The organism is Streptomyces sp. NPDC020747, assembly GCF_044334695.1.
GTDB lineage: Bacteria > Actinomycetota > Actinomycetes > Streptomycetales > Streptomycetaceae > Streptomyces.
Genome location: NZ_JBIRTJ010000010.1, coordinates 371,935 through 392,333, shown reverse-complemented (window position 1 = coordinate 392,333; position 20,399 = coordinate 371,935). Strand labels below are relative to the sequence as shown.

The following is a 20,399-nucleotide window of genomic DNA, read 5'->3' as shown; positions in this document are numbered from 1 at the left end:
AAGGCTCGTACGAGGAAGGCTCGTACGGGGAAGAGGGCGCCCCCTTCCCCGTACCGGAAGTCAGTGTTCAGTGGTGGGTGTCGGGCCGCCCGGGGCTGCCTCGGGGTCCGGGCCCTTCGCGGCCTCGGTCTCGCTGTAGATGTCGGGTTCGAGGTAGATGACGCGGGCGATCGGGACGGCCTCGCGGATGCGGGACTCGGCGGCGTCGATCGCGGCGGCGACCTCGGTGGCCGTTTCGTCGTGCCGGACGGCGATCTTGGCGGCGACCAGCAGTTCCTCGGGGCCGAGGTGGAGCGTACGCATGTGGATGATGGCGGGGACCGTGTCGCCGTCGACGATGGCGGCCTCGATCTTCCTGACGTCCTCGACGCCGGCGGCCTCGCCGAGGAGCAGCGACTTGGTCTCGGCGGCCAGGACGATCGCGATGGCGATCAGCAGGATGCCGATGCAGAGGGTGCCGATGCCGTCCCAGACGCCGTCGCCCGTGCCCAGGGCCAGGCCCACGCCGATGAGCGCGAGGACCAGACCGACGAGCGCGCCGAGGTCCTCAAGGAGCACGACCGGCAGCTCGGGTGCCTTGGCGTGGCGCACGAACTCCTTCCACGACTGCTTGCCGCGGATCGTGTTGGACTCCTTGATGGCGGTCCGGAAGGAGAAGGTCTCGGCGATGATCGCGAAGACGAGGACGCCCACCGGCCAGTACCAGTGGGTGATCTCGTGCGGGTCCTTGATCTTCTCGTAGCCCTCGTAGATCGCGAACATGCCGCCGACCGAGAAGAGGACGATCGAGACGAGGAAGGCGTAGATGTACCGCTCGCGGCCGTAGCCGAAGGGGTGTTGCGGGGTCGCCTCGCGCTGGGCCTTCTTGCCGCCGAGGAGCAGCAGGCCCTGGTTGCCCGAGTCGGCGAGCGAGTGCACGGATTCGGCGAGCATCGACGACGAACCACTGAAGAGGAACGCCACGAACTTCGCTACCGCGATCGCGAGGTTCGCGGCGAGTGCCGCCACGATCGCTTTGGTGCCGCCTGACGCGCTCATGTGTTCCCGATGTCCCTTCGTCTGCCATCTCGGCCGGCCGTCTGCCCGCTCGGCCGCCGTCCCGGGCTTTGCCCGCCCTTTGCGGTGGGCCATTGTTGCAGCCCGCGCCGACATCGGTGCGCCGGGTCGCCGCAGTGACCGTTTCAGGCCACCGTCATCGCCGGGACTCGGGCAGGGCCGCCAGGACTCAGGCGATGACGGTGGCCCGGAAAACCGTGCCGTCGCCGGACACTTCGGCCCTTTCGCCCGCCGGTACGAAGACGGACCGGCCGGGGCCGAGCGCGTGTTCGCCCGCCTGTACGGAACCCGCGGTGCACAGCAGGATCTGCGGGGTGCCGAGGGTGAGATCGTGGACCGGGGCGCCCGCCGCGAGGACGTAACGGGAGAGGCGGAACTCGTCGATGGGGGTCGCGTAGACCTCCTCGCCGTCGGGGGACGCCTCGGGGCGCAGTACGCCCGGGTCGCTCGCCTCGAAGCGGACGATACGCAGGAGTTCGGGGACGTCGACGTGCTTGGGGGTGAGGCCGCAGCGCAGGACGTTGTCGGAGTTGGCCATGATCTCGACGCCGAGGCCGTTCAGATACGCGTGCGGCACGCCGGCGCCGAGGAACAGGGCCTCGCCGGGCTGCAGTCGGACGTGGTTGAGCAGCATCGCGGCGATGACGCCCGGGTCGCCCGGGTAGTGGTGGGCGAGATCGGCGTACGGGGCGTGGGCGCCGCCGAGCCGGGCGCAGGCCGCCGCGGCCTCGGTGACCGTGGCGGCCAGCTGCTCGCGGTCCGCGGACAGCACGGCCGTCAACACCTCGCGCAGCGCCGCCTCTTCGGGGTGGGCGTGCAGCAGGTCGACGTACGGCTTGAGGGAGTCGACCTCAAGGGCCGCGAGCAGGTCGGCGGCCTCCGCCGGGGCCCGGAATCCGCACAGGCCGTCGAACTCCGTGAGCGCGCAGATCAGTTCGGGCTTGTGGTTGGCGTCCTTGTAGTTGCGGTGCGGGGCGTCGATCGGGACGCCCCGGCGCTCCTCGTCCTCGTACCCCTCCTTGGCCTGGTCGAGGTCGGGGTGCACCTGGAGGGAGAGGGGGGCGCCCGCGGCGAGGAGCTTGAGGAGGAACGGGAGGCGCGGGCCGAACTTGGCGACGGCCGCCCGGCCGAGCTCCTTCTCGGGAGCCTCGTCGATCACCTCGGTGAGCGGGCCGCGGGGGGTGCGCGAGGGAGCGCCGGGGTGGGCGCCCAGCCACATCTCGGCCTGCGGCTCGCCGGTCGGCTCGACGCCCAGGAGGCGCGGGATGGCCGTGGTGGAGCCCCAGGCGTAGGGGCGGATCGTGTTGTCGAGGCGGTCCATGCTCTGTTTTCTTCTCCGTACGTACGCTGCTCAGCGGGCGCTGGTCACCAGGCGTGGCTCAAGGTCAGGCTCCCGAGGCGAGCGCCAGGTAAACGGCGGCGAAATCCGTGATGGCGATCAGCTCGGCGAGGGTCTCCAGGTCGCCGCCGTCCTCCGGTTCGAGTTCGCTGATCGGTGTGTCGTGGCTGAGGGCCAGTTCACGGGCGCCGGGGGCGGCGCTGAGGCCGCCGGTCGGGCGGTCGCGGAGGAGGACCACGCGCGCGTGCATGACCTGTGCGTCCTCGACGCGGTCGCGGAAGAAGTCGTCCGGGTCCGCGCCGGCGGCCAGCACTCCCGAGAGCAGGACGCTGTGCGCGTCGAGCGCCTCGGGCAGCTCGGCGGCGAGCGCGGGACGGCCCGCCAGCTCTGCCAGCGCGCCGACGAAACGGCGGCCCGCCGGGCCCGCGGAGGTGCCCTCGGTCCAGATCACCGGGAGCGCCTCGGCCAGTTCGGCCGCGAGGGTCTTGGCGGGGTTGCTGTACGTCGCGACGGCCGGGCCGCAGCGCTCCGCGATCTGGTCGAGCCGGTCGGCGACCTTCTGCAGGGCCTCGGGCGGCGCGGTGACCAGCCCGGTGCGGTCGAGGAGCGCGAGCAGCGGTGTGAGCAGCGCCCAGAGCACTCCGGGGGCGGACGCGGCGGAGGGCGCCCCCGGCTCGTACGGGGCGGTCGCCATCGGTACGAAGAGGCCGTGGGCGCCGTCCACCGCGTCTGTGAGCGGGGAGCGGGCGGGGGCCACGGCGGCGACCGTGCAGCCTCGGCGGTAGGCCTGCTCGATCAGGAGCGAGAGGCCGGGCTCGCTGCCGTCCGGGGTGGCGATCAGGAGCAGGTCGACTGGGCCCGCCCAGCCGGGCAGCTCCCAGCGGAGTGCGCCCGCGGCCGGGGCCACGCCGGTGGGGGTCAGGCGGATGACGGGGCAGCCCGCCCCGGCGAGGGTGCCGAGCAGGTCCGCGGCGCTGATCGCGGCGGCGCCGGGGCCCGCGATCAGGACGGCTCGCGGGCGGCCGTCCGGTTTGAGCTCGGGGATGCCCGCCTCGGCCGCGTGCCGGGCCGCCGTGCGGACTCGGGCGCCCGCTTCGGCGGCGCCGCGGAGCAGCCCGCGGCGGTCGGCCGCCGCGAGGGCCTCGGGGGCGTCGAGCAGCGATTCGTCGAGCATGGGCGGCAGCCTCCGGTCGCCGGTTCTTCCTTGGGGCTCGGGCTCGGCCTTGTGGGTCGCCTGCGGGCCCCTGTGTGCGGGTCGCCTTGCCTCGGGCCCCGTGCGGTGGGCCTTGCACGGCGGGCTTTATGCGGGGCGGCGGGCCTCGTCCACGAGGAGGACCGGGATGTCGTCCCGGACGGGGTAGGCCAGGCCGCAGTCCTGGCCGGTGCAGATCAGCTCGGTTTCCTGCTCCTTGAGGGGGGCGTGGCACGCCGGGCAGGCGAGGATCTCCAGGAGGCCGGCTTCGAGCGGCATGTCGGGTCCCTTCGGGGGCGGGGTGGTGCGGTGATGTGGCCTGGTCAGGGTACCGCTGTGGGTGGCTGGGCGTCGGGGGAGTTCGCCCCCGCCGCCCCTGCCCTTCCCGTCCCTGGGGGCTGCCGCCCCCAGACCCCCGCTGATCGGCCTGAACGGCCTCGTCCTCAAACTCCCCCGCTCTCGGCTTCGCTCGAGCGGGGGGGACCCCCACGACGGGCTGAAATGTCGGCCCGGGCCGACACGGCCTCAGCCCCTGATGATCGCCAACGCCTCGTCCCGTACCTTCGCCATCAACGTCTCCTCCCGCGCTTCCGCGTTCAGGCGGAGGAGCGGTTCCGTGTTGGAGGGGCGGACGTTGAACCACCAGTCGGCGGCGGAGACGGTGAGGCCGTCGAGCTCGTCGAGGGTGATGCCGTCGCGGCCCTCGTAGGCGGCCTTGATGGCGGCGAGGCGGTCGGCCTGGTCGTCGACCGTGGAGTTGATCTCGCCGGAGCCGGCGTAGCGGTCGTACTGGGCGACGAGGGCGGAGAGCGTGCCCTCCTGCCCGCCGAGGGCGGCCAGGACGTGGAGGGCGGCGAGCATGCCCGTGTCCGCGTTCCAGAAGTCCTTGAAGTAGTAGTGCGCGGAGTGCTCGCCGCCGAAGATCGCGCCGGACGTGGCCATCTCGGCCTTGATGAAGGAGTGGCCCACGCGCGTGCGTACCGGCGTGCCGCCGTTCTCCCGGACGACCTCCGGGACCGACCAGGAGGTGATCAGGTTGTGGATGACCGTGCCCTTGCCGCCGTTCCTGGCCAGTTCGCGGGCGGCGACCAGGGCCGTGATCGCGGACGGGGAGACCGGCTCGCCGCGCTCGTCGACGACGAAGCAGCGGTCGGCGTCGCCGTCGAAGGCGATGCCGAGGTCGGCGTCCTCCTCGCGGACACGCTTCTGGAGGTCGACGATGTTCGCCGGGTCCAGGGGGTTCGCCTCGTGGTTCGGGAACGTGCCGTCCAGCTCGAAGTACATCGGGACGAGGGTCAGGGGCAGCCCGTCGAAGACGGTCGGGACGGTGTGTCCGCCCATGCCGTTGCCCGCGTCGACCACGACCTTCAGGGGGCGGATGGAGGTCAGGTCGACGAGGCCGCGCAGGTGCGCCGAGTAGCCCTCCAGCGTGTCCCGCTGCGTGATCGTGCCCGGTGTCGCGTCCGACGTCGGGGCTACGGAGTCGATCCAGGACTCGACCAGTTCGCGGATCTCCGAGAGGCCGGTGTCCTGGCCGACCGGGGCGGCGCCCGGGCGGCACATCTTGATCCCGTTGTACTGCGCCGGGTTGTGCGAGGCCGTGAACATCGCGCCCGCGAGGCCGAACGCCCCCGACGCGTAGTACAGCTGGTCCGTCGAGCACAGCCCGATCTCGGTCACGTCGACGCCGCGCGCCGCCGCCCCGCGCGCGAAGGCCCTCGACAGACCGGGGGACGAGGGGCGCATGTCGTGCCCGGTCACGATCGCGTCGGCGCCCGTGACCTGCACGAAGGCCACACCGAACAGCTCGGCCAGCGTCTCGTCCCACTGGTCCGGGACCACCCCGCGTACGTCGTACGCCTTAACGAGCTGCGACAGATCAGCGGTCACGGCCAGCCTTCCTTGAGTCCTCAACGGTGGCCCCAAACTACCCGTACGGACTGACACTCGGCCGTGCGGGACCCGGGAGGGCACATACGGACATCGCGCACGGACCTCCCACGGACTTCGCAAGGCCTTACGGAAGCATCCATTCCAGGACGGGCGAGCTCTGTCCGACGACGATCAGGCACATGACCAGCAGAAGTCCGAGGCTCCATGGGAGCACCTTGCGCAGCAGGTCTCCCTCGCGCCCGGCGAGGCCGACCGCCGCGCAGGCGATGGTGAGGTTCTGCGGCGAGATCATCTTGCCGAGGACGCCTCCGGAGCTGTTGGCGGCCGCGAGGAGTTCCGGCGAGAGCCCCGACTCGCGGGCCGCGGTCACCTGAAGGGCGCCGAAGAGCGCGTTGGCGGAGGTGTCCGATCCGGAGACCGCCACGCCGAACCAGCCCAGGACCGGTGACAGGAACGCGAGCCCCGCGCCGGCCGCCGCCACGAAGTGGCCGATCGTGGCCGCCTGTCCGGAGAGGTTCATGACGTAGGCGAGCGCCAGGACGGACGTCACGGTGAGGATCGCGAACCTCAACTCGTGGACGGTGGCCGCCCATTCCCTGACCGCCACGCGCGCGTGCACCCCGAGTACGACGGCCGTGCACACCCCGGCGAGCAGTACGAGCGTGCCGCCCGTGGACACGATGGGCCAGGTGAAGACGTTGCCGCCGACGGGGTCGCCGTCCGCGTTCGCGACGTTCAGGAACGGCCAGTCGAAGGTGCGGGTCGCCTTCGCCAACTGGTCCTTCACCACCGGGATCTGGGCGATGGAGAAGATCACGACGATCAGCGCGTACGGCGCGTAGGCCCGCAGCACCTCGGGGCGCGGGTCCTCCTCGTCCAGGTCCTCGCTGCGTACGCCCGTCAGGACCGCGGCCCGTACGGGCTCGGCGGCGGGTTTGCGAGCTTGGGGCACCGCCATCAGCGCGCCCGCGCCGGCCAGGGCGGCGCCGATGTCGGCGAGTTGGGCGGAGATGTAGTTGGATGCCACGAACTGGGCGACGGCGAAGGCGAATCCGCACGCCATGGCCGGGATCCAGGTCTCGCGCAGGCCGCGCCGCCCGTCCACCAGGAAGACGAGCACCAGGGGCACCACCAGGGCGAGCAGCGGGGTCTGACGGCCCACCACGGAGGCGACGGAATCCAGTGGCAGGCCCGTGACTTGAGCGAGTGTCACGACCGGTGTGCCCATCGCGCCGAAGGCGACCGGCGCGGTGTTGGCGACCAGCGCGACCACCGCGGCGCGGACCGGGTCGAAGCCGAGCGCGACCAGCATGACCGAGCAGATCGCGACGGGCGCGCCGAAGCCCGCGAGGGCCTCCAGGAGCGCGCCGAAGCAGAACGCGACGACGAGCGCCTGGATGCGCGGGTCGTCGGAGAGCCGCCCGAACGAGCGGCGCAGGATGTCGAAGTGCCGGGTGTGGACGGTCATCCGGTACACCCAGAGGGCGTTGACGACGATCCACAGGATGGGGAAGAGGCCGAACACGGCTCCCTGGGCGGCGCTGGAGAGCGTCTGGCCGACGGGCATGCCGTACGCGAGCCAGGCGACCAGGGCCGCGGCCGCGAGGCCGGTCAGGCCCGCCAGGTGCGCCTTCATCCGGACGCCGCCGAGCAGGACGAGGACGATGACGAGGGGCAGGGTCGCGACGAGTGCGGACAGGCCGAGCGAGTCGGCCACGGGCTCGAGTTCCTGGATGTACACGAAGCCTCCCCGGATTCCGCGATGCGGAAAGCGATTTCTCACGGGCGGGGGAATGGTCGTGTCCGCGACAAGCGCGCGTCAATGGTCGTGCGTCATCGAGTGAAACGTGCACCGAATGTGCACGGGGTGAAGTCCCGTTCGCGGGAAGGGGGTTCAGGAGTCCGAGGGTTCAGGAGTCCGGCGAGCGCAACACCCGGAGATGACCGCGGCGGGCGACCTCCATCGGGTCCGCGCCGCGGGCGTTGCCGCCGCCGCCCGCCTGCGCGGTCCGCCGCTGCGGACGAGCCGCCTCACGCACGGCGTTGGCGAGCGCTTCCAGGTCGTCACCGCTGGGGCGGGAGGGAGCGGAGGCGTCGGCGAGCCGGACGACCTCCCAGCCGCGCGGGGCGGTGAGGCGCTCGGAGTGCTCGGCGCACAGGTCGTAGCAGTGGGGTTCGGCGTAGGTGGCGAGCGGGCCGAGGACCGCGGTCGAGTCGGCGTAGACGTACGTCAGCGTCGCGACGGCGGGACGGCCGCAAGCGGTGCGCGAACAGCGACGTACAGGGCTCACGACGTTGGACGGTACCGCACTCTTGAGCGGGCCGCGACGACTCCCCCCGGGGTCACCCCACCGTGTCGTGGTGTGACCCCTGACACAGGTGGTTCCTGGCGCGCCTTGTTGACCTGCGGGTACGGGTGTTGGCGAAATTTCGGACGGGTCCAGTAGTGATCCCGAGTTGGTGCGAAAGCTGTCAATTACCGTTATTTCTGCGGCCCTAGAGGCATATGGAAACGAGCCCAACCTTGGCTGGAATGGTCATCAAGTGGCATACGCGGTTGGTGAGTCGCTGCCGGTGGTGGGCGCTGGTCGCGCCGTGGCGCGGGAGCCGTGGGACGCCCCGGCCCCTCTCCTCCGAGGGGGTGACCGCCGGTGGACACGTGCAGGCGGGGGGAGGGTCTGGGGACTACTCTTCGTCAGTGATGGACAACCCCGTACCGCCCCCTGCCGCCGAGCCCAGGCCCCGTCGTCGTGATCGACACGGGCGGGGGATGCGTGGCCCCGTGGCACCGCCGCAGGTACCCCTCTCGGCGCCTCGGGCCGAGGTGTTCGCGGACCTGGTGCAGGACTCCGTGGAGCGGCTGGAGCGGCGCTGGCCGCAGCTCGCCGACATCGAGTTCCTGGTGCTGGAGGTTCCCCGGCTGGACCCGGCGCGTGACGAGGGCTGGGCCGACGAGACGGTGCCCCTGGGCGGCACGATCCCGGCGCGCGAGGGCGGGCCCGCCCGTGTGGTCGTCTACCGCCGCCCGGTCGAGATCCGCACCAAGGGGCGCGACGAGCGGGCCGCGCTCGTGCACGAGGTCGTGGTGGAGCAGGTCGCCGAGCTGCTGGGACTGACTCCGGAGACGGTGGATCCCCGGTACGGGGAGGACTGACCGCACTCCCGGAGGCGTGCGGCGTCCTACTTCTGCAGCACCGAGAGATCCTGCGCCGCGTCCGGTACCTCCACCGTGCCCCGGTCGTCCGGCAGCGTCTGCATCGTGAACATCGGTACGCCGCCACTGGCCTCTTCGAGCATGCGCGCCGCGTAGACCGGACCACCGGACTGCGGCTCGACCGTGAGGGCGTACGTGCCCTTGAGGCCACTGGGGACGGGCAGCTCGACGTTCTGGGTGGTGCCGCCCTTGATCGTGTACGTCTTCTCCGCGGCCGTGCCGCCGCCGCTGCCCGCGGAGGCCGTGACCTTGACCTTCGCGGCGCGGCCGGGGGCCACCAGGGAGAGCGTGGAGCCCTTGGAGCGGTTGTCGGCGACCGTCGCGCGCGCGTCCACCGGGCCGGTCGCCGGGATGAACGCCGTCTCCTGCTTGTCGCCCTTGCCGCAGACGACCTTGAGGGCCGCGACGACCGGCACGGACTGCCCGGTCGGCGTCAGCATCAGGGATCCCGCCTCGCCGCGCGTGACGTCCCCGAGGTCGATGGCTGCGGTCATGCCGGCCTTGATGTGCAGCGTCTCGTTTCCGGCGGGGGTGATCGGCCCGTTCGGAGAGGCGAGCCGCACCTTCAGGTCGGCGTCGGCGTCACCGGGGGCGAAGGCGATCAGCCGCACCGACGTGGCGTCCTTCGGGATGCCCGGCATGACGAGGCTGCCCGCGGGGTCGGTGGAGGGGCCGAGCCAGTCGCCGCCGAGCTTGTCGTCGATGGCCTGGACGGCGGCGGCGACCCGGCCGCTGCGGACCGTGACGTGCACGGTGAGGTTGGTCTGCGGCTCGTCGACGAGCGTGGACAGCAGCACCGCCTCGCTGGAGCGCGGCGGGATCTGGATGCCCTCCCCCACCGTCGACTTGAGGGCGCCGTCCTTGCCGTACAGCTCGATGTCGGCGACGGCGGCGGAGTCGTCCGGGTTGGTCAGGTGCGCGTAGTCCGTTCGTTCCTTGGCGGTACTGGCGCCCGGGAACCAGAACTCCGTGTCCGGAGCGGTGCAGTTGGCGCCGAGCAGGCCTCGGCCGCTGCCCGCCGGGATCTCCGTCGTCTGCTGGACGGTCCAGCCGGGCGCGAACCTGCCCTCGGCGGTGCCGACGAGCGCGGGCGACTCGGCGCCGGACGCCTCGCCGGTGACCGGCTTGCCCGGCTCCTTCGGCGTCAGGACGGCCTTCTCCTTGCCGTCCTTGTCGTCGTCCTTCTTGTCGCCCTTGTCCGTGTCGGTCTTGCCGTCGGCCGACTCCTCGCCCGCCGCCGTGAGTTCGGCCGAGCCGTCGTCACCGGTGCCCTCGGCGACGGGAGTGAAGGACGTGTACGTGGTCTCCGCGAGGTCCGAGGTGCTGGGAGCCGGGCAGAGCAGGCTGGTGCGCTCCACGGGCAGCTGGGCGGCCGCCTTCGCGGTGGCCGTGCCGGAGGTGTCCGGCTCGGACATCGAGGCGAATCCGGTGACGGCGGCGAGCGCGGCCACGCCGGCGATCAGGGACACGGTGGTGCGGTTCACTGCTGGCTCCCGTCGGGGCGCTCACTGTCGGTGCCGTGCGGCGGCTGCTGGTGCTGGTCCGGGTCGTACGCCGGGTCGTAGCCCTGGGAGTACGTCTGCGACGGGTCGTACGCCGCGTTCCCCGTGCCGTACGTCGCGTACGGGTCGTACTGGCCCGTCTGGTACGGATCCGCCTGGTACTGCTGCTGGTCGTAGGTGCCCGCCGGGTACTGCTGCGGGGCGCCCTGGTACTGCTGCTCGCCGCCGTAGGTGCCGTACTCGGCGCCCGCGTACGTCGTCGTGTCCCACTCTCCGTAGGTCTGCTGCTGCGGGACCTGGGCGGCGACCGGGACCTCCTCCGGAGGAGGAGTGGCGGGCGGGGCGTCGGGGGTGAACTCGTCGGGCCGGTCCGTCTGTTCGGCCTCCGCCTGGGCGCGCAGCCTGCGGGCCCTGCGGCCCTCGCCGGAGACGGCCTGGGCGGGGACGACGGGCTCCTCGGGGAGGTCGTCGTCGACGTCACGGCGGCGGCCGGGCAGGGCGAGCACCACGAGGACGACGGCGAGCGCGCCCTGCGCCCACAGCCAGCCGGTGTGGCTCATCGGGGCCTCGAAGGTGACGTCCAGCCGGCCCGCGGTGGCGGGCAGTTCGAAGCCCTGCGCCCAGCCGTCGACCGTGGTCCTGGTGAGCGGCTTCCCGTCGAGGGTGGCCGTCCAGCCCTCGTCGGCGGTGTCGGCGAGGCGCAGGACGCGGCCGTCGGCACCGGCGGGGATCCTGGTGTGCAGTTCGACGGGTCCTGCGGCGATGGGCTGCGGGTCGCCGGAGCCGGGGACGATGGCCGCGCGCGCGACCTGCCGGTCGACGCGCCACAGTGCGCTGCCGTCCTGCTGGCTCAGCCGGCTCAGGCCGGGGGTGGCGTCCAGGACGCGGCTGACCTCGCGGGGCGCGCCGCCGCGCACCAGGACGTAGCGCACGGCGAAGCCGCCGAGCTGGTCGGCCTGGTCGGCTCCGGAGCCCGCCACGAGGTTCGCGACGACCTTGTCGAGCGGCTTGTTCTCGCCGTCCGACGCGGCCAGTTCGGCGTCGCCGAGGCGGACGCCGGAGCCCCGGACGAGCACATAGCCGACCTCGGCCGCCGAGGCGCTGTCCAGGACGAGGGTGCGGGCCTGGTCGCGGGTGCCGCTCTCCTCGGCGACGAACGCGGGCACCTGGACCGGATCGCGGCGCTCCAGGGGCCCGTCCGCGCCGCGGATCATCCACCCGGCGGCGACGAGCAGGGGTCCCGCGGCCGCGGCGAACGCGATGAGCACGGCGAGCGGCTGACGCCAGCCGAAGCTCTGCTCGGCCACGCGCGAGCGTGCGCCGTCGGCACCGAGCGCGGCGGCGGCGAGGAAGGCGAGGCCGTAGACGAGGGTGGCCGGTCCGGCCCAGGTCGAGCTGTTGGACAGGACGGCGAAAACGAGCGCCACGAGGCCGGCCGCCCAGGCGGTCCAGATTCCCGACTGACGCTCTGTACGCACCAGCGCGGCCACTGCGGCGCACACGATGCCGATGAGCATCAGCCCGCTGACGGTCCCGGGGCCGCCCGGGCTGCCGCCCAGCAGGTCGAGCGCGGAGGCCGCCCCCGGCCCGTACTCCATCCCGGCCTCCTGGAAGAAGCCGAACGGCAGCAGCGTCAGCGACCAGGGGGCGAGGACGAGCAGCGGGGTGCCGAGCTGTGCCAGGAAACGTGGCACGTAGGCGGTGATCTCGCCGCGGCGCACCACCAGCAGGGCGAGACCCAGCACGAACGCGATGGGCCACACGATCGGCGTGAAGGCGGTGGCGAGGGTCAGCAGCAGTGCGTACGCCCAGGTGGCACGCCAGCTGCCGCGGGCCGTCTCCGAGGCGAGCCCGCTCGCGGCGATGCCCGTGCGCGCGATGAGGGGCAGCAGCACGGCGAGTACGGCCGTGCCGATGCGGCCGCCCGCGAGCGCGCCGGTGGTGGCGGGCAGGAAGGCGTACGCCACGGACGCCCAGGCGCGCAGCAGGCGCGACTGGACCAGCGGCCGGGAGGCGAAGTAGGCGGTGAAGCCGGCCAGCGGCACCGAGCCGACCAGCAGCACGGTGACGGCGAGCCCGGTGGAGCCGAACAGCAGGCTGGCGAGCATCGCGACGAGCGCGAGATACGGCGGCGCGGACTGGGTGCCGCCGGCGCCGACCGGATGCCAGGCGTCCAGGTAGCGCGACCACAGCTCGGAGGAGTCGGCCGGGGCGGGCAGCAGTGCGCCGCCGGAGAGCGCGCCGCCGCCGAGGAGCTCACGGCAGGCGACGAGCGAGACGAGGAGGAGTGCCACGAAGAGCATCGGTCCCGGCTTGCGGGCGACGCGCTTGACGCGGGCGAACTGCTCGACCTCCAGGAAGTCGGCGTCGTCGCCGCCGGGCCCGGACTCGACGGCGCTGCCGTGGCGTCCCGCCGCGTTCAGCTCCGGGTCGGAGCTGCCCGTGAGGTTGCTCGCGGCCTGTTCGATGGTGGCCCGCACGGTCGCGCCGGGCGGCGGGAACAGCGGGCGCAGCTCGTCCTTGTCGACCTGGGGGCGCCCGCGCCTGCGCCGGCCCGCGAGGATGCGCTCCGGGCGCAGCAGTGTCCCCAGGAGGCCGCGGATCTCGTCGACCGCCTGTCCGGGGACCTTGCCGACGAGGTACGCGACCGTGCGCAGCAGCGTGCCGAGGACGAGCCGTACGAGGATCCAGGGGAGCGCCGCGCTGCGGCTGTTCACGAGCAGGGTGTAGACGGCGCCGGCCTTGTCGACCTTGTGCGGGGAGGCCGAGGTGCGGCCCATGACGTCGACGGTGCGCCGCTCGCGGGAGGACGCCTCGGCGTGCCGCACGACCGCTTCCGGGGCGACGAGGACGCGGTGGCCCGCGGTCTGGGCACGCCAGCACAGGTCGATGTCGTCGCGCATCAGGGGCAGCCGGCGGTCGAAGCCGCCGAGTTCCTCGAAGACGTCGCGGCGGATCAGCATGCCGGCGGTGGACACGGCGAGCACGGGCTTGACGTGGTCGTGCTGGCCCTGGTCCTGCTCGCGCCGGTCGAGGCCGGTCCAGCGGCGGCCGCTGTGCGCGATGGTGACGCCGACTTCCAGGAGCTGTCTGCGGTCGTACCAGCCGCGGAGCTTGGGGCCGATGATCGCGACTTCCTTGCCGAGCTCCCGTTCGTTCTCCACGACCCGCAGCAGCTGGGCCAGGGCGTCCGCCTCGGGGGCGCAGTCGTCGTGCAGCAGCCACAGCCACTGCTCGGGCTCGCCGTGGGGCAGCTCCGGCATGTCGTACGCGTCGTCGCGCCAGGTGCGGGTGACCGGGTCCCAGCCGCTGGGGCGTTTGAGGTACGGCAGGTCGTCCGGGGTCAGCACGCCGGCCGTGCGGGCGGCCTCCTCGACGGCCTGGCCGAAGCCGGTGCGCCGGGCGAGGTGCAGGACCCGGTCGGCGCCGAGGGCGTCGGTGACCAGCCGGGCGGAGTCGTCCGCGCTGCCGGTGTCGGCCGCCACGGCGTTCTGTACGGGGCGTTCCTGACCGAGCAGCCCGGCGAGGGCGTCGGGGAGCCAGCGGGCACCGTCGTGCGAGACGAGCACTGCGGTGACCACGTGCCGTGGGAACTCGGGCGTGGCAGTGTCGTACTGACCTGCCGAATGGCTGTGCACGGACATCGAGGTACGGGCCCCGGTTCGATGGACTGCGGTGGACGCCTGTGCCCCCAGAGGACAGCGGGGCGTCTCGGACGGAGGCCCACACTAACGGCTGGGCACGAGAGCGGCCCGCCGCCTGTGGATAACCCACCGGCGACGGGCCGTTCGTTACGTAGCGGAACGTAGGGGTGTGCGCCGTTCGGTCGGGCGGCGCACACCTGGCGATCAGGTCGCGATCAAGTCACGATCAGACGGCGGCCTTCTTCAGGCGGCGCCGTTCACGCTCGGACAGGCCGCCCCAGATGCCGAAACGTTCGTCGTTGGCGAGCGCGTACTCAAGGCACTCGGAGCGGACCTCACAGGCGAGGCAGACCTTCTTGGCCTCGCGGGTGGAACCGCCCTTCTCGGGGAAAAAGGACTCGGGGTCGGTCTGCGCGCAGAGCGCCCGCTCCTGCCAGCCGAGCTCCTCTTCGGCCTCGTCGACCAGCAGTTCCTGAAACAGCTCGGTCATGTGCGCCCCTCGTCCGTCTCGCGTCCCCGTGATGCTGCCGCTACCGATTTCGGCTGAACGACACGAGTGAAATTACAATTGCGCCGCTCCGGCTCAGTCAAGCCGAGATCTGCTATTGGGCCCCTTATTCACTCTGCGGAACCAAGGCTTTGCGGAAAGTGTTCAAATCGGCATAAACCCTGACAGCCGAATAGGGCCCCGGCCGGGCTCCGTCTCCGCACAGGACCTGTACGAAGAAGGACGCTCAGAAGTTCGATCTCGTTCCTGCACGAACGACGAAGCGAACCGGATCACATGTGGATCACACGGATGCCCCATGGATCAGGGATCGTGACAAGGTTCGTGCGCCCGGTTGTGCGCCATGTGTCCTCACAAGCTCCTGCACAAACCTTTCGCCACAGAGATGAACCGGATGAGGTGAAACATCGCCCACATACCGGACATCAAGTTGACACTGTGAGTGTGAACCGGTGTCCTAGTGGGCATGCTCGCGAACTTGGCACTCACCTCGACCCGCACCGCCGGGTCCCTCGGTGCTGCCCACGCTCGCTGTAGCTGTTTCTGTTGCTGTCACAGCTGTTGAGCCAACCGCGCTCCGGCTGCCACCGGGTCCTCTGACCAAGACCCGGCCGCTGGTCCCCTCGCCCGTACCAAGGGCACACCTCATGCCCGCGACCCGGGCGGACGGTACGTGACACCCCAGTCCTCCAGCACTCTCTTCCGCCGAGGAACCACCGCATCCATGAACAGCGACAGCGACCTCCAGATCGCCGGCGACATCCTCGAAGTACCGCACCTCCTCCAGGCGCCGCGCGAGCACCCGGCCACCGTGGCCGACTTCGTCGGCCTCGCCCGCTCCATCGCGGCCGACCGCTCCCAGTGGGAGCACCTCGTCGAGTACGACGCGACCTCCCGCTGGTACCACCGGCTGCGCACCGGGCCCGGCTACGAGGTGTGGCTGCTCTCCTGGGTGCCCGGACAGGGCAGCGGGCTGCACGACCACGGCCGCTCCTCCGGCGTACTCACCGTCCTGGAGGGCGCGCTGACCGAGCGCACCGAGCGGGGCACGCGCGCGTTGGGCGCGGGCGCCCAGCGTGTGTTCGCGCCCGGGTACGTGCACGAGGTCGTCAACGACTCGCTCGATCCGGCCATAAGCCTGCACGTGTACTACCCCGGGTTGACGGAGATGCCGATGCACGCCGTCCGGTGCGCGGCGGAGTCGGGGACTGTGGCCGAGGTCTCGTAACCGGCCGACGCGTTGTCGTAGCCGCCTGCAAGACTGAATCCATGCGCATTGTGGTTCTGGCAGGCGGCATCGGTGGTGCCCGGTTCCTGCGTGGTCTCAAGCAGGCCGCGCCGGACGCGGACGTCACGGTCATCGGCAACACCGGGGACGACATCCACCTCTTCGGGCTGAAGGTCTGCCCGGACCTCGACACGGTGATGTACACCCTCGGCGGCGGTATCAACGAGGAGCAGGGCTGGGGGCGGACCGACGAGACCTTCCACCTCAAGGAGGAACTCGCGGCGTACGGGGTCGGACCCGAGTGGTTCGGGCTCGGCGACCGGGACTTCGCGACGCACATCGTGCGGACGCAGATGCTGAGCGCCGGGTATCCCCTCAGCGCCGTCACCGAGGCGCTCTGCGACCGGTGGAAGCCGGGCGTCCGGCTGATCCCCATGTCGGACGACCGCATCGAGACCCATGTGGCCGTCGAGATCGACGGCGAGCGCAAGGCCATCCACTTCCAGGAGTACTGGGTGCGGCTGCGGGCCTCCGTGGACGCGTACGCGGTGGTGCCCGTCGGTGCCGACCAGGCCAAGCCGGCGCCCGGAGTGCTGGAGGCGATCGCCTCGTCCGACGTGATCCTCTTCCCGCCGTCCAACCCGGTCGTGTCCGTCGGCACGATCCTCGCCGTGCCCGGCATCCGGGAGGCCATCGCCGAGGCGGGCGTCCCGGTGGTCGGCCTCTCCCCCATCGTCGGCGACGCGCCCGTGCGCGGCATGGCCGACAAGGTCCTCGCGGCCGTCGGCGTCGAGTCCACGGCCGCCGCGGTCGCCGAGCACTACGGCTCGGGGCTCCTCGACGGCTGGCTCGTCGACACGGTGGACGCCGGGACGGTGGAGCAGGTCGCCGCCGCCGGCATCCGGTGCCGGGCCGTGCCCCTGATGATGACCGACCTGGCCGCGACGGCCGAGATGGCCCGTCAGGCGCTGGCGCTGGCGGAGGAGGTGCGGGGCGCTTGAGCGACGACAGCGGCAACGATTTCGGGAGTACGGGGCACATGAGCGGCGAGGTTTCCGCGAGTCCGGCTCCGGCCGGGGACGAAGGGCTGCCGTCGGCTGCGCCCGGCTTCCGGGTGTGGGCTCTGCCCGGGCTGCCCGAGGTACGGCCGGGGGACGATCTCGCCAAGCTGATCGCCAGCGCCGAGCCGGGCCTGGTCGACGGGGACGTACTGCTGGTCACCTCGAAGATCGTGTCCAAGGCAGAGGGGCGGATCGTCGAGGCGGCGGACCGGGAGGCCGCCATCGACGCCGAGACCGTGCGGGTCGTCGCTCGGCGCGGGCCGCTACGGATCGTGGAGAACCGGCAGGGGCTCGTCATGGCCGCCGCCGGCGTCGACGCCTCCAACACCCCCTCCGGGACCGTGCTGTTGCTGCCCGAGGACTCGGACGCCTCCGCGCGCGCGATCCGCGACGGGCTGCGGGACGCGCTCGGGGTCGAGGTCGGGGTCGTCGTCACGGACACCTTCGGGCGGCCCTGGCGGACCGGGCTCACCGATGTCGCCATCGGGGCCGCCGGAGTGCGCGTGCTCGACGATCTGCGGGGCGGCACCGACGCGCACGGGAATCCGCTCAGCGCCACCGTCGTCGCCACCGCCGACGAGCTCGCCTCCGCCGGTGACCTGGTCAAGGGCAAGGCCGCCGGGCTGCCCGTCGCCGTCGTGCGCGGACTGCCCCACGTGCTGAGCGCGAGCGGCGAGGACGAAGGGACGCGAGGCATGGTCCGGGGCGCGCGCGACGACATGTTCCGGCTCGGCACCTCCGAGGCCGTCCGGGAGGCCGTCACCCAGCGGCGTACCGTACGGGCCTTCACCGACGAGCCCGTCGACCCCGATGCCGTACGGCGTGCGGTGGCCGCCGCCGTGACCGCGCCCGCGCCGCATCACACGACGCCCTGGAGATTCGTACTCCTGGAGTCGGCCGAGTCGCGGACGCGGCTGCTCGACGCGATGCGGGACGCCTGGGTCGCCGATCTGGAGCGGGACGGGAAGAACGCGGAGTCCATCGCCAAGCGGGTGCGGCGCGGAGACGTGCTGCGGGGCGCCCCGTATCTCGTCGTGCCGTGCCTGGTCATGAACGGGTCCCACACGTACGGGGACGAGCGGCGGGACGGGGCCGAGCGGGAGATGTTCGTGGTCGCCGCGGGCGCCGGGGTGCAGAACTTCCTCGTCGCGCTCGCCGGGGAGCGGCTCGGGTCCGCGTGGGTGTCCTCGACGATGTTCTGCCGGGAGGTCGTGCGGGACGTGCTCGGGCTGCCGGAGGGATGGGATCCCATGGGGGCCGTCGCGGTCGGGCACGCGGCGGAGGAGCCGAAGGCGCGGCCCGAGCGGGATGCGGGGGCGTTCATCGAGGTGCGTTGAGCGTCGACGTTCACATCACCCCTGGTTCGTACGGCATTCTCGTACGGCATCCCGAGCGGCCCAAGCCCTAGGACCCCATCGTGGCCGGACGTTTTGATCCTCGACCGACGCGTACGACCGTGCGCGGCGGGCATGTCGTCGTGCCCGGGCAGACGGGGGCGGGCCGGTCGGCCGGACTCGGCGGGCGTACGCGGAGCTGGGTGCCGCCGTGGCCGCTGGATCTCGGGCTGGTGCTCGGGCCGTTGCGGCGGGGGCCCGCCGATCCGACCTTCCGTACGACGCCGGACGGGGCCGTGTGGCGGGCCAGCCTCACTCCTGTCGGGCCCGGGACCCTGCGGGTGTCCGTGCGCGCGGGTGTCGTCGAGGGGGAGGCGTGGGGGCCCGGGGCCGAGTGGCTGCTGGAGCAGCTGCCACGGATGCTCGGGGAGTCGGACGATCCCGATGCCTTCGAGCCTCGGCATCGGCTGGTGGCGGTGGCCCGGCATCGGCGGCCCGGGTTGCGGCTGACACGTACGGGGCTGGTGCTGGAGTCTTTGATTCCGTCGGTTCTTGAGCAGAAGGTCACGACGGACGAGGCGTATCGGGCCTGGCGGTTGCTCGTGCGGAAGTACGGGGTGCCCGCGCCCGGGCCCGGGCCGGTGGTGGGTCGAGGTGGGGGGATGTTCGTGATGCCCGAGCCTCGGGTCTGGGCGTTGATTCCCTCGTGGGAGTGGCATCGCGCCGGGGTCGACAACAAGCGGGCCTCGACGATTCTGCGGGTCGTTCAGGTGGCTCGGCGGATGGAGGAGGCGGTGGGGTTCGAGGCGGGGCGGGCCCAGGAGCGGCTTGAGGTGGTGGCGGGGGTGGGGCCCTGGACCTCGGCGGAGGTTGTGCAGCGGAGTCATGGGGCGGCGGATGCGGTGACGGTCGGGGACCTGCACCTTCCCGGGATCGTGGGGTATGCGCTGGCCGGGGACCGGGATGCGGATGATGCCGTGATGTTGTCGCTGCTGGAGCCTTATGCGGGGCAGCGGCATCGGGCTGCTCGGCTCATTTTGTTGAGTGGGCGTACGCCGGCGCGGCGTCAGCCGCGGATGCCTCGCGGGGACATTGGGCGGCTTTGAGTTTTTCGCCCCCGCCGCCCCTGCCCAATCCCGTCACTTACTCAGGGGCTCCGCCCCCGAACCCCCGTATCGCGCTCCGCGCTCGTCCTCAAACGCCGGACGGGCTGGGTGGTGTGAGCCTGCGCCAGATTGTGTGCGCAGACTCTGCTCCCCCCTCGTGAAGCCCTTGCTTGAGTCGGTGTTACTGGTCCGATGAGAAGCGGAGTGCCGCTGCTGGGATCTGGGCGTCGCACCAGATGCGTACGCCCTCGCGGAGTTCGTTGTCGGGGCCTACCGAGGCGCCGTCGCCCACCACCACTCCGGTGAGGATCGAGCGGGCTCCTACTTGGGCGCGGGCGCCGATCAGGGAGTCGGTGATGACCGCGCCCGGGGCGATGACCGCGCCGTCGAGGATGGTACTGCCGGAGATGCGGGCGCCCTCGCCGACGGTGGCGCCGTGGCCGACGACGGTGCCGCCGGTCAGTTTGGCGTCGGCGGCGACCGTGGCCGACGGGAGGACCAGGCGGTCGCCGCAGCGGCCCGGGACGGCCGGGGACGGGGCGCGGCCGAGGACCAGGTCGGCCGAGCCGCGCACGAAGGCACCCGGGGTGCCCAGGTCCAGCCAGTAGGTCGAGTCGACCATTCCCTGGAGGTGGGCGCCGGAGGCGAGGAGTTCCGGGAACGTCTCCCGTTCGACCGAGACCGGGCGGCCCACCGGGATCGCGTCGATCACCGAGCGGCGGAAGACGTACGCTCCCGCGTTGATCTGGTCGGTGACGATCTCCTCGGGGGTCTGGGGTTTCTCCAGGAACGCCTGGACCCGGCCCGACGAGTCCGTGGGGACCAGGCCGTACGCCCTCGGGTCCGTCACCCTCGTCAGGTGCAGGGAGACGTCCGCGCCCGACGACCGGTGCGTGCCGATCAGGGCCGGGATGTCCAGGCCCGTCAGGATGTCCCCGTTGAAGATCAGGACCGGGTCGTCGGGGCCAGAACTCAGCCGGGAGGCCACGTTCCGGATGGCGCCGCCGGTGCCGAGGGGCTCCTCCTCGGTGACGTACTCGATGTGGAGCCCCAGCGACGAACCGTCGCCGAAGTGGGGCTCGAAGACCTCGGCCAGGTAGGACGTGGCGAGCACGATGTGCTCGACCCCCGCCGCTCTCGCCCGTGCCAGCTGGTGCGTGAGGAACGGTACCCCGGCCGCCGGAACCATCGGCTTCGGCGTGTGCACCGTGAGGGGGCGCAGCCGTGTGCCCTTGCCGCCGACCAGGAGGATCGCTTCTGTCACCTGTCGTCTCTGCTTCCTGATGGGGCCGGTCAAACTGTATTTCGACCGGCCAGTGTAT

Annotated in this window: 16 protein-coding genes; 5 read left to right on the top strand and 11 right to left on the bottom strand. The window is 72.1% G+C overall.

Annotated features, from left to right (window positions below):
• Positions 1–60 precede the first annotated feature (60 nt).
• The 7 genes from ACH4YP_RS27040 to ACH4YP_RS27010 all read right to left on the bottom strand — a co-directional run bounded on the left by ACH4YP_RS27040 (position 61) and on the right by ACH4YP_RS27010 (position 7,771).
• Positions 61–1,038, bottom strand: coding sequence for a cation diffusion facilitator family transporter (locus ACH4YP_RS27040; RefSeq protein WP_361073192.1), 978 nt, complete (start codon positions 1,036–1,038; stop codon positions 61–63).
• Between the two features lie 187 nt (positions 1,039–1,225).
• Positions 1,226–2,377: a mannose-6-phosphate isomerase, class I gene (manA, locus tag ACH4YP_RS27035; protein WP_361073189.1), complete on the bottom strand. Its 1,152-nt coding sequence runs from the start codon at positions 2,375–2,377 to the stop codon at positions 1,226–1,228.
• A 64-nt stretch (positions 2,378–2,441) separates the two neighbouring features.
• Positions 2,442–3,569 carry an SIS domain-containing protein gene (locus tag ACH4YP_RS27030; RefSeq protein WP_361073186.1) on the bottom strand — a complete coding sequence of 376 codons (1,128 nt, stop codon included), beginning with the start codon at positions 3,567–3,569 and terminating at the stop codon, positions 2,442–2,444.
• 126 nt (positions 3,570–3,695) lie between these two features.
• Entirely contained in the window at positions 3,696–3,866 is a 171-nt protein-coding gene (locus ACH4YP_RS27025) for a Trm112 family protein (RefSeq protein ID WP_079053628.1), read from the bottom strand.
• Between the two features lie 246 nt (positions 3,867–4,112).
• On the bottom strand, positions 4,113–5,477 hold the full coding sequence (locus ACH4YP_RS27020) for a phosphomannomutase/phosphoglucomutase (protein ID WP_361060548.1): 1,365 nt from the start codon (positions 5,475–5,477) through the stop codon (positions 4,113–4,115).
• A 127-nt stretch (positions 5,478–5,604) separates the two neighbouring features.
• Entirely contained in the window at positions 5,605–7,221 is a 1,617-nt protein-coding gene (locus ACH4YP_RS27015; protein WP_361060546.1) for an L-lactate permease, read from the bottom strand.
• Between the two features lie 169 nt (positions 7,222–7,390).
• Positions 7,391–7,771, bottom strand: a complete 381-nt coding sequence (locus ACH4YP_RS27010; protein ID WP_398492968.1) for a DUF3499 domain-containing protein — start codon at positions 7,769–7,771, stop codon at positions 7,391–7,393.
• A gap of 410 nt (positions 7,772–8,181) precedes the next feature.
• Between ACH4YP_RS27010 and ACH4YP_RS27005 the strand changes: the two genes are divergently transcribed.
• Complete coding sequence (locus ACH4YP_RS27005) at positions 8,182–8,634, top strand: metallopeptidase family protein (RefSeq protein WP_361060574.1); 453 nt, start codon at positions 8,182–8,184, stop codon at positions 8,632–8,634.
• Positions 8,635–8,660: 26 nt separating this feature from the next.
• Here the strand turns inward: ACH4YP_RS27005 and ACH4YP_RS27000 are convergent, their stop codons facing one another.
• The 3 genes from ACH4YP_RS27000 to ACH4YP_RS26990 form a co-directional block, all read right to left on the bottom strand.
• Positions 8,661–10,178, bottom strand: a complete 1,518-nt coding sequence (locus ACH4YP_RS27000) for a DUF5719 family protein (RefSeq protein WP_398492966.1) — start codon at positions 10,176–10,178, stop codon at positions 8,661–8,663.
• Entirely contained in the window at positions 10,175–13,840 is a 3,666-nt protein-coding gene (locus tag ACH4YP_RS26995) for a glycosyltransferase (protein WP_398492965.1), read from the bottom strand. Before ACH4YP_RS26995 ends, ACH4YP_RS27000 begins: the two co-directional genes overlap by 4 nt.
• Positions 13,841–14,066: 226 nt before the next feature.
• Positions 14,067–14,330: a WhiB family transcriptional regulator gene (locus ACH4YP_RS26990; RefSeq protein WP_053723761.1), complete on the bottom strand. Its 264-nt coding sequence runs from the start codon at positions 14,328–14,330 to the stop codon at positions 14,067–14,069.
• A 742-nt stretch (positions 14,331–15,072) separates the two neighbouring features.
• On the opposite strand from ACH4YP_RS26990, the gene ACH4YP_RS26985 reads away from it, so the two are divergent.
• The 4 genes from ACH4YP_RS26985 (at position 15,073) to ACH4YP_RS26970 (ending at position 19,077) form a co-directional block, all read left to right on the top strand.
• Positions 15,073–15,576, top strand: coding sequence for a cysteine dioxygenase family protein (locus ACH4YP_RS26985; RefSeq protein WP_189845020.1), 504 nt, complete (start codon positions 15,073–15,075; stop codon positions 15,574–15,576).
• Positions 15,577–15,617: 41 nt separating this feature from the next.
• Positions 15,618–16,577 carry a 2-phospho-L-lactate transferase gene (cofD, locus tag ACH4YP_RS26980; protein WP_361060536.1) on the top strand — a complete coding sequence of 320 codons (960 nt, stop codon included), beginning with the start codon at positions 15,618–15,620 and terminating at the stop codon, positions 16,575–16,577.
• Between the two features lie 38 nt (positions 16,578–16,615).
• Entirely contained in the window at positions 16,616–17,974 is a 1,359-nt protein-coding gene (locus tag ACH4YP_RS26975) for a coenzyme F420-0:L-glutamate ligase (RefSeq protein WP_361060572.1), read from the top strand.
• 80 nt (positions 17,975–18,054) lie between these two features.
• Complete coding sequence (locus tag ACH4YP_RS26970) at positions 18,055–19,077, top strand: DNA-3-methyladenine glycosylase family protein (RefSeq protein WP_398492963.1); 1,023 nt, start codon at positions 18,055–18,057, stop codon at positions 19,075–19,077.
• Positions 19,078–19,258: 181 nt separating this feature from the next.
• On the opposite strand, the gene ACH4YP_RS26965 is transcribed toward ACH4YP_RS26970, so the two are convergent.
• Complete coding sequence (locus tag ACH4YP_RS26965) at positions 19,259–20,341, bottom strand: NDP-sugar synthase (RefSeq protein ID WP_361060532.1); 1,083 nt, start codon at positions 20,339–20,341, stop codon at positions 19,259–19,261.
• Positions 20,342–20,399 lie beyond the last annotated feature (58 nt).

Excerpts from the sequence above, each read along its gene's own strand:
- ACH4YP_RS27040 (WP_361073192.1), bottom strand. The coding sequence starts at position 1,038 with ATGAGCGCGTCAGGCGGCACCAAAGCGATCGTGGCGGCACTCGCCGCG.
- manA (WP_361073189.1), bottom strand. The coding sequence starts at position 2,377 with ATGGACCGCCTCGACAACACGATCCGCCCCTACGCCTGGGGCTCCACC.
- ACH4YP_RS27030 (WP_361073186.1), bottom strand. The coding sequence starts at position 3,569 with ATGCTCGACGAATCGCTGCTCGACGCCCCCGAGGCCCTCGCGGCGGCC.
- ACH4YP_RS27025 (WP_079053628.1), bottom strand. The coding sequence starts at position 3,866 with ATGCCGCTCGAAGCCGGCCTCCTGGAGATCCTCGCCTGCCCGGCGTGC.
- ACH4YP_RS27005 (WP_361060574.1), top strand. The coding sequence starts at position 8,182 with ATGGACAACCCCGTACCGCCCCCTGCCGCCGAGCCCAGGCCCCGTCGT.
- ACH4YP_RS26995 (WP_398492965.1), bottom strand. The coding sequence starts at position 13,840 with ATGTCCGTGCACAGCCATTCGGCAGGTCAGTACGACACTGCCACGCCC.
- ACH4YP_RS26990 (WP_053723761.1), bottom strand. The coding sequence starts at position 14,330 with ATGACCGAGCTGTTTCAGGAACTGCTGGTCGACGAGGCCGAAGAGGAG.
- ACH4YP_RS26985 (WP_189845020.1), top strand. The coding sequence starts at position 15,073 with ATGAACAGCGACAGCGACCTCCAGATCGCCGGCGACATCCTCGAAGTA.
- cofD (WP_361060536.1), top strand. The coding sequence starts at position 15,618 with ATGCGCATTGTGGTTCTGGCAGGCGGCATCGGTGGTGCCCGGTTCCTG.
- ACH4YP_RS26975 (WP_361060572.1), top strand. The coding sequence starts at position 16,616 with ATGAGCGGCGAGGTTTCCGCGAGTCCGGCTCCGGCCGGGGACGAAGGG.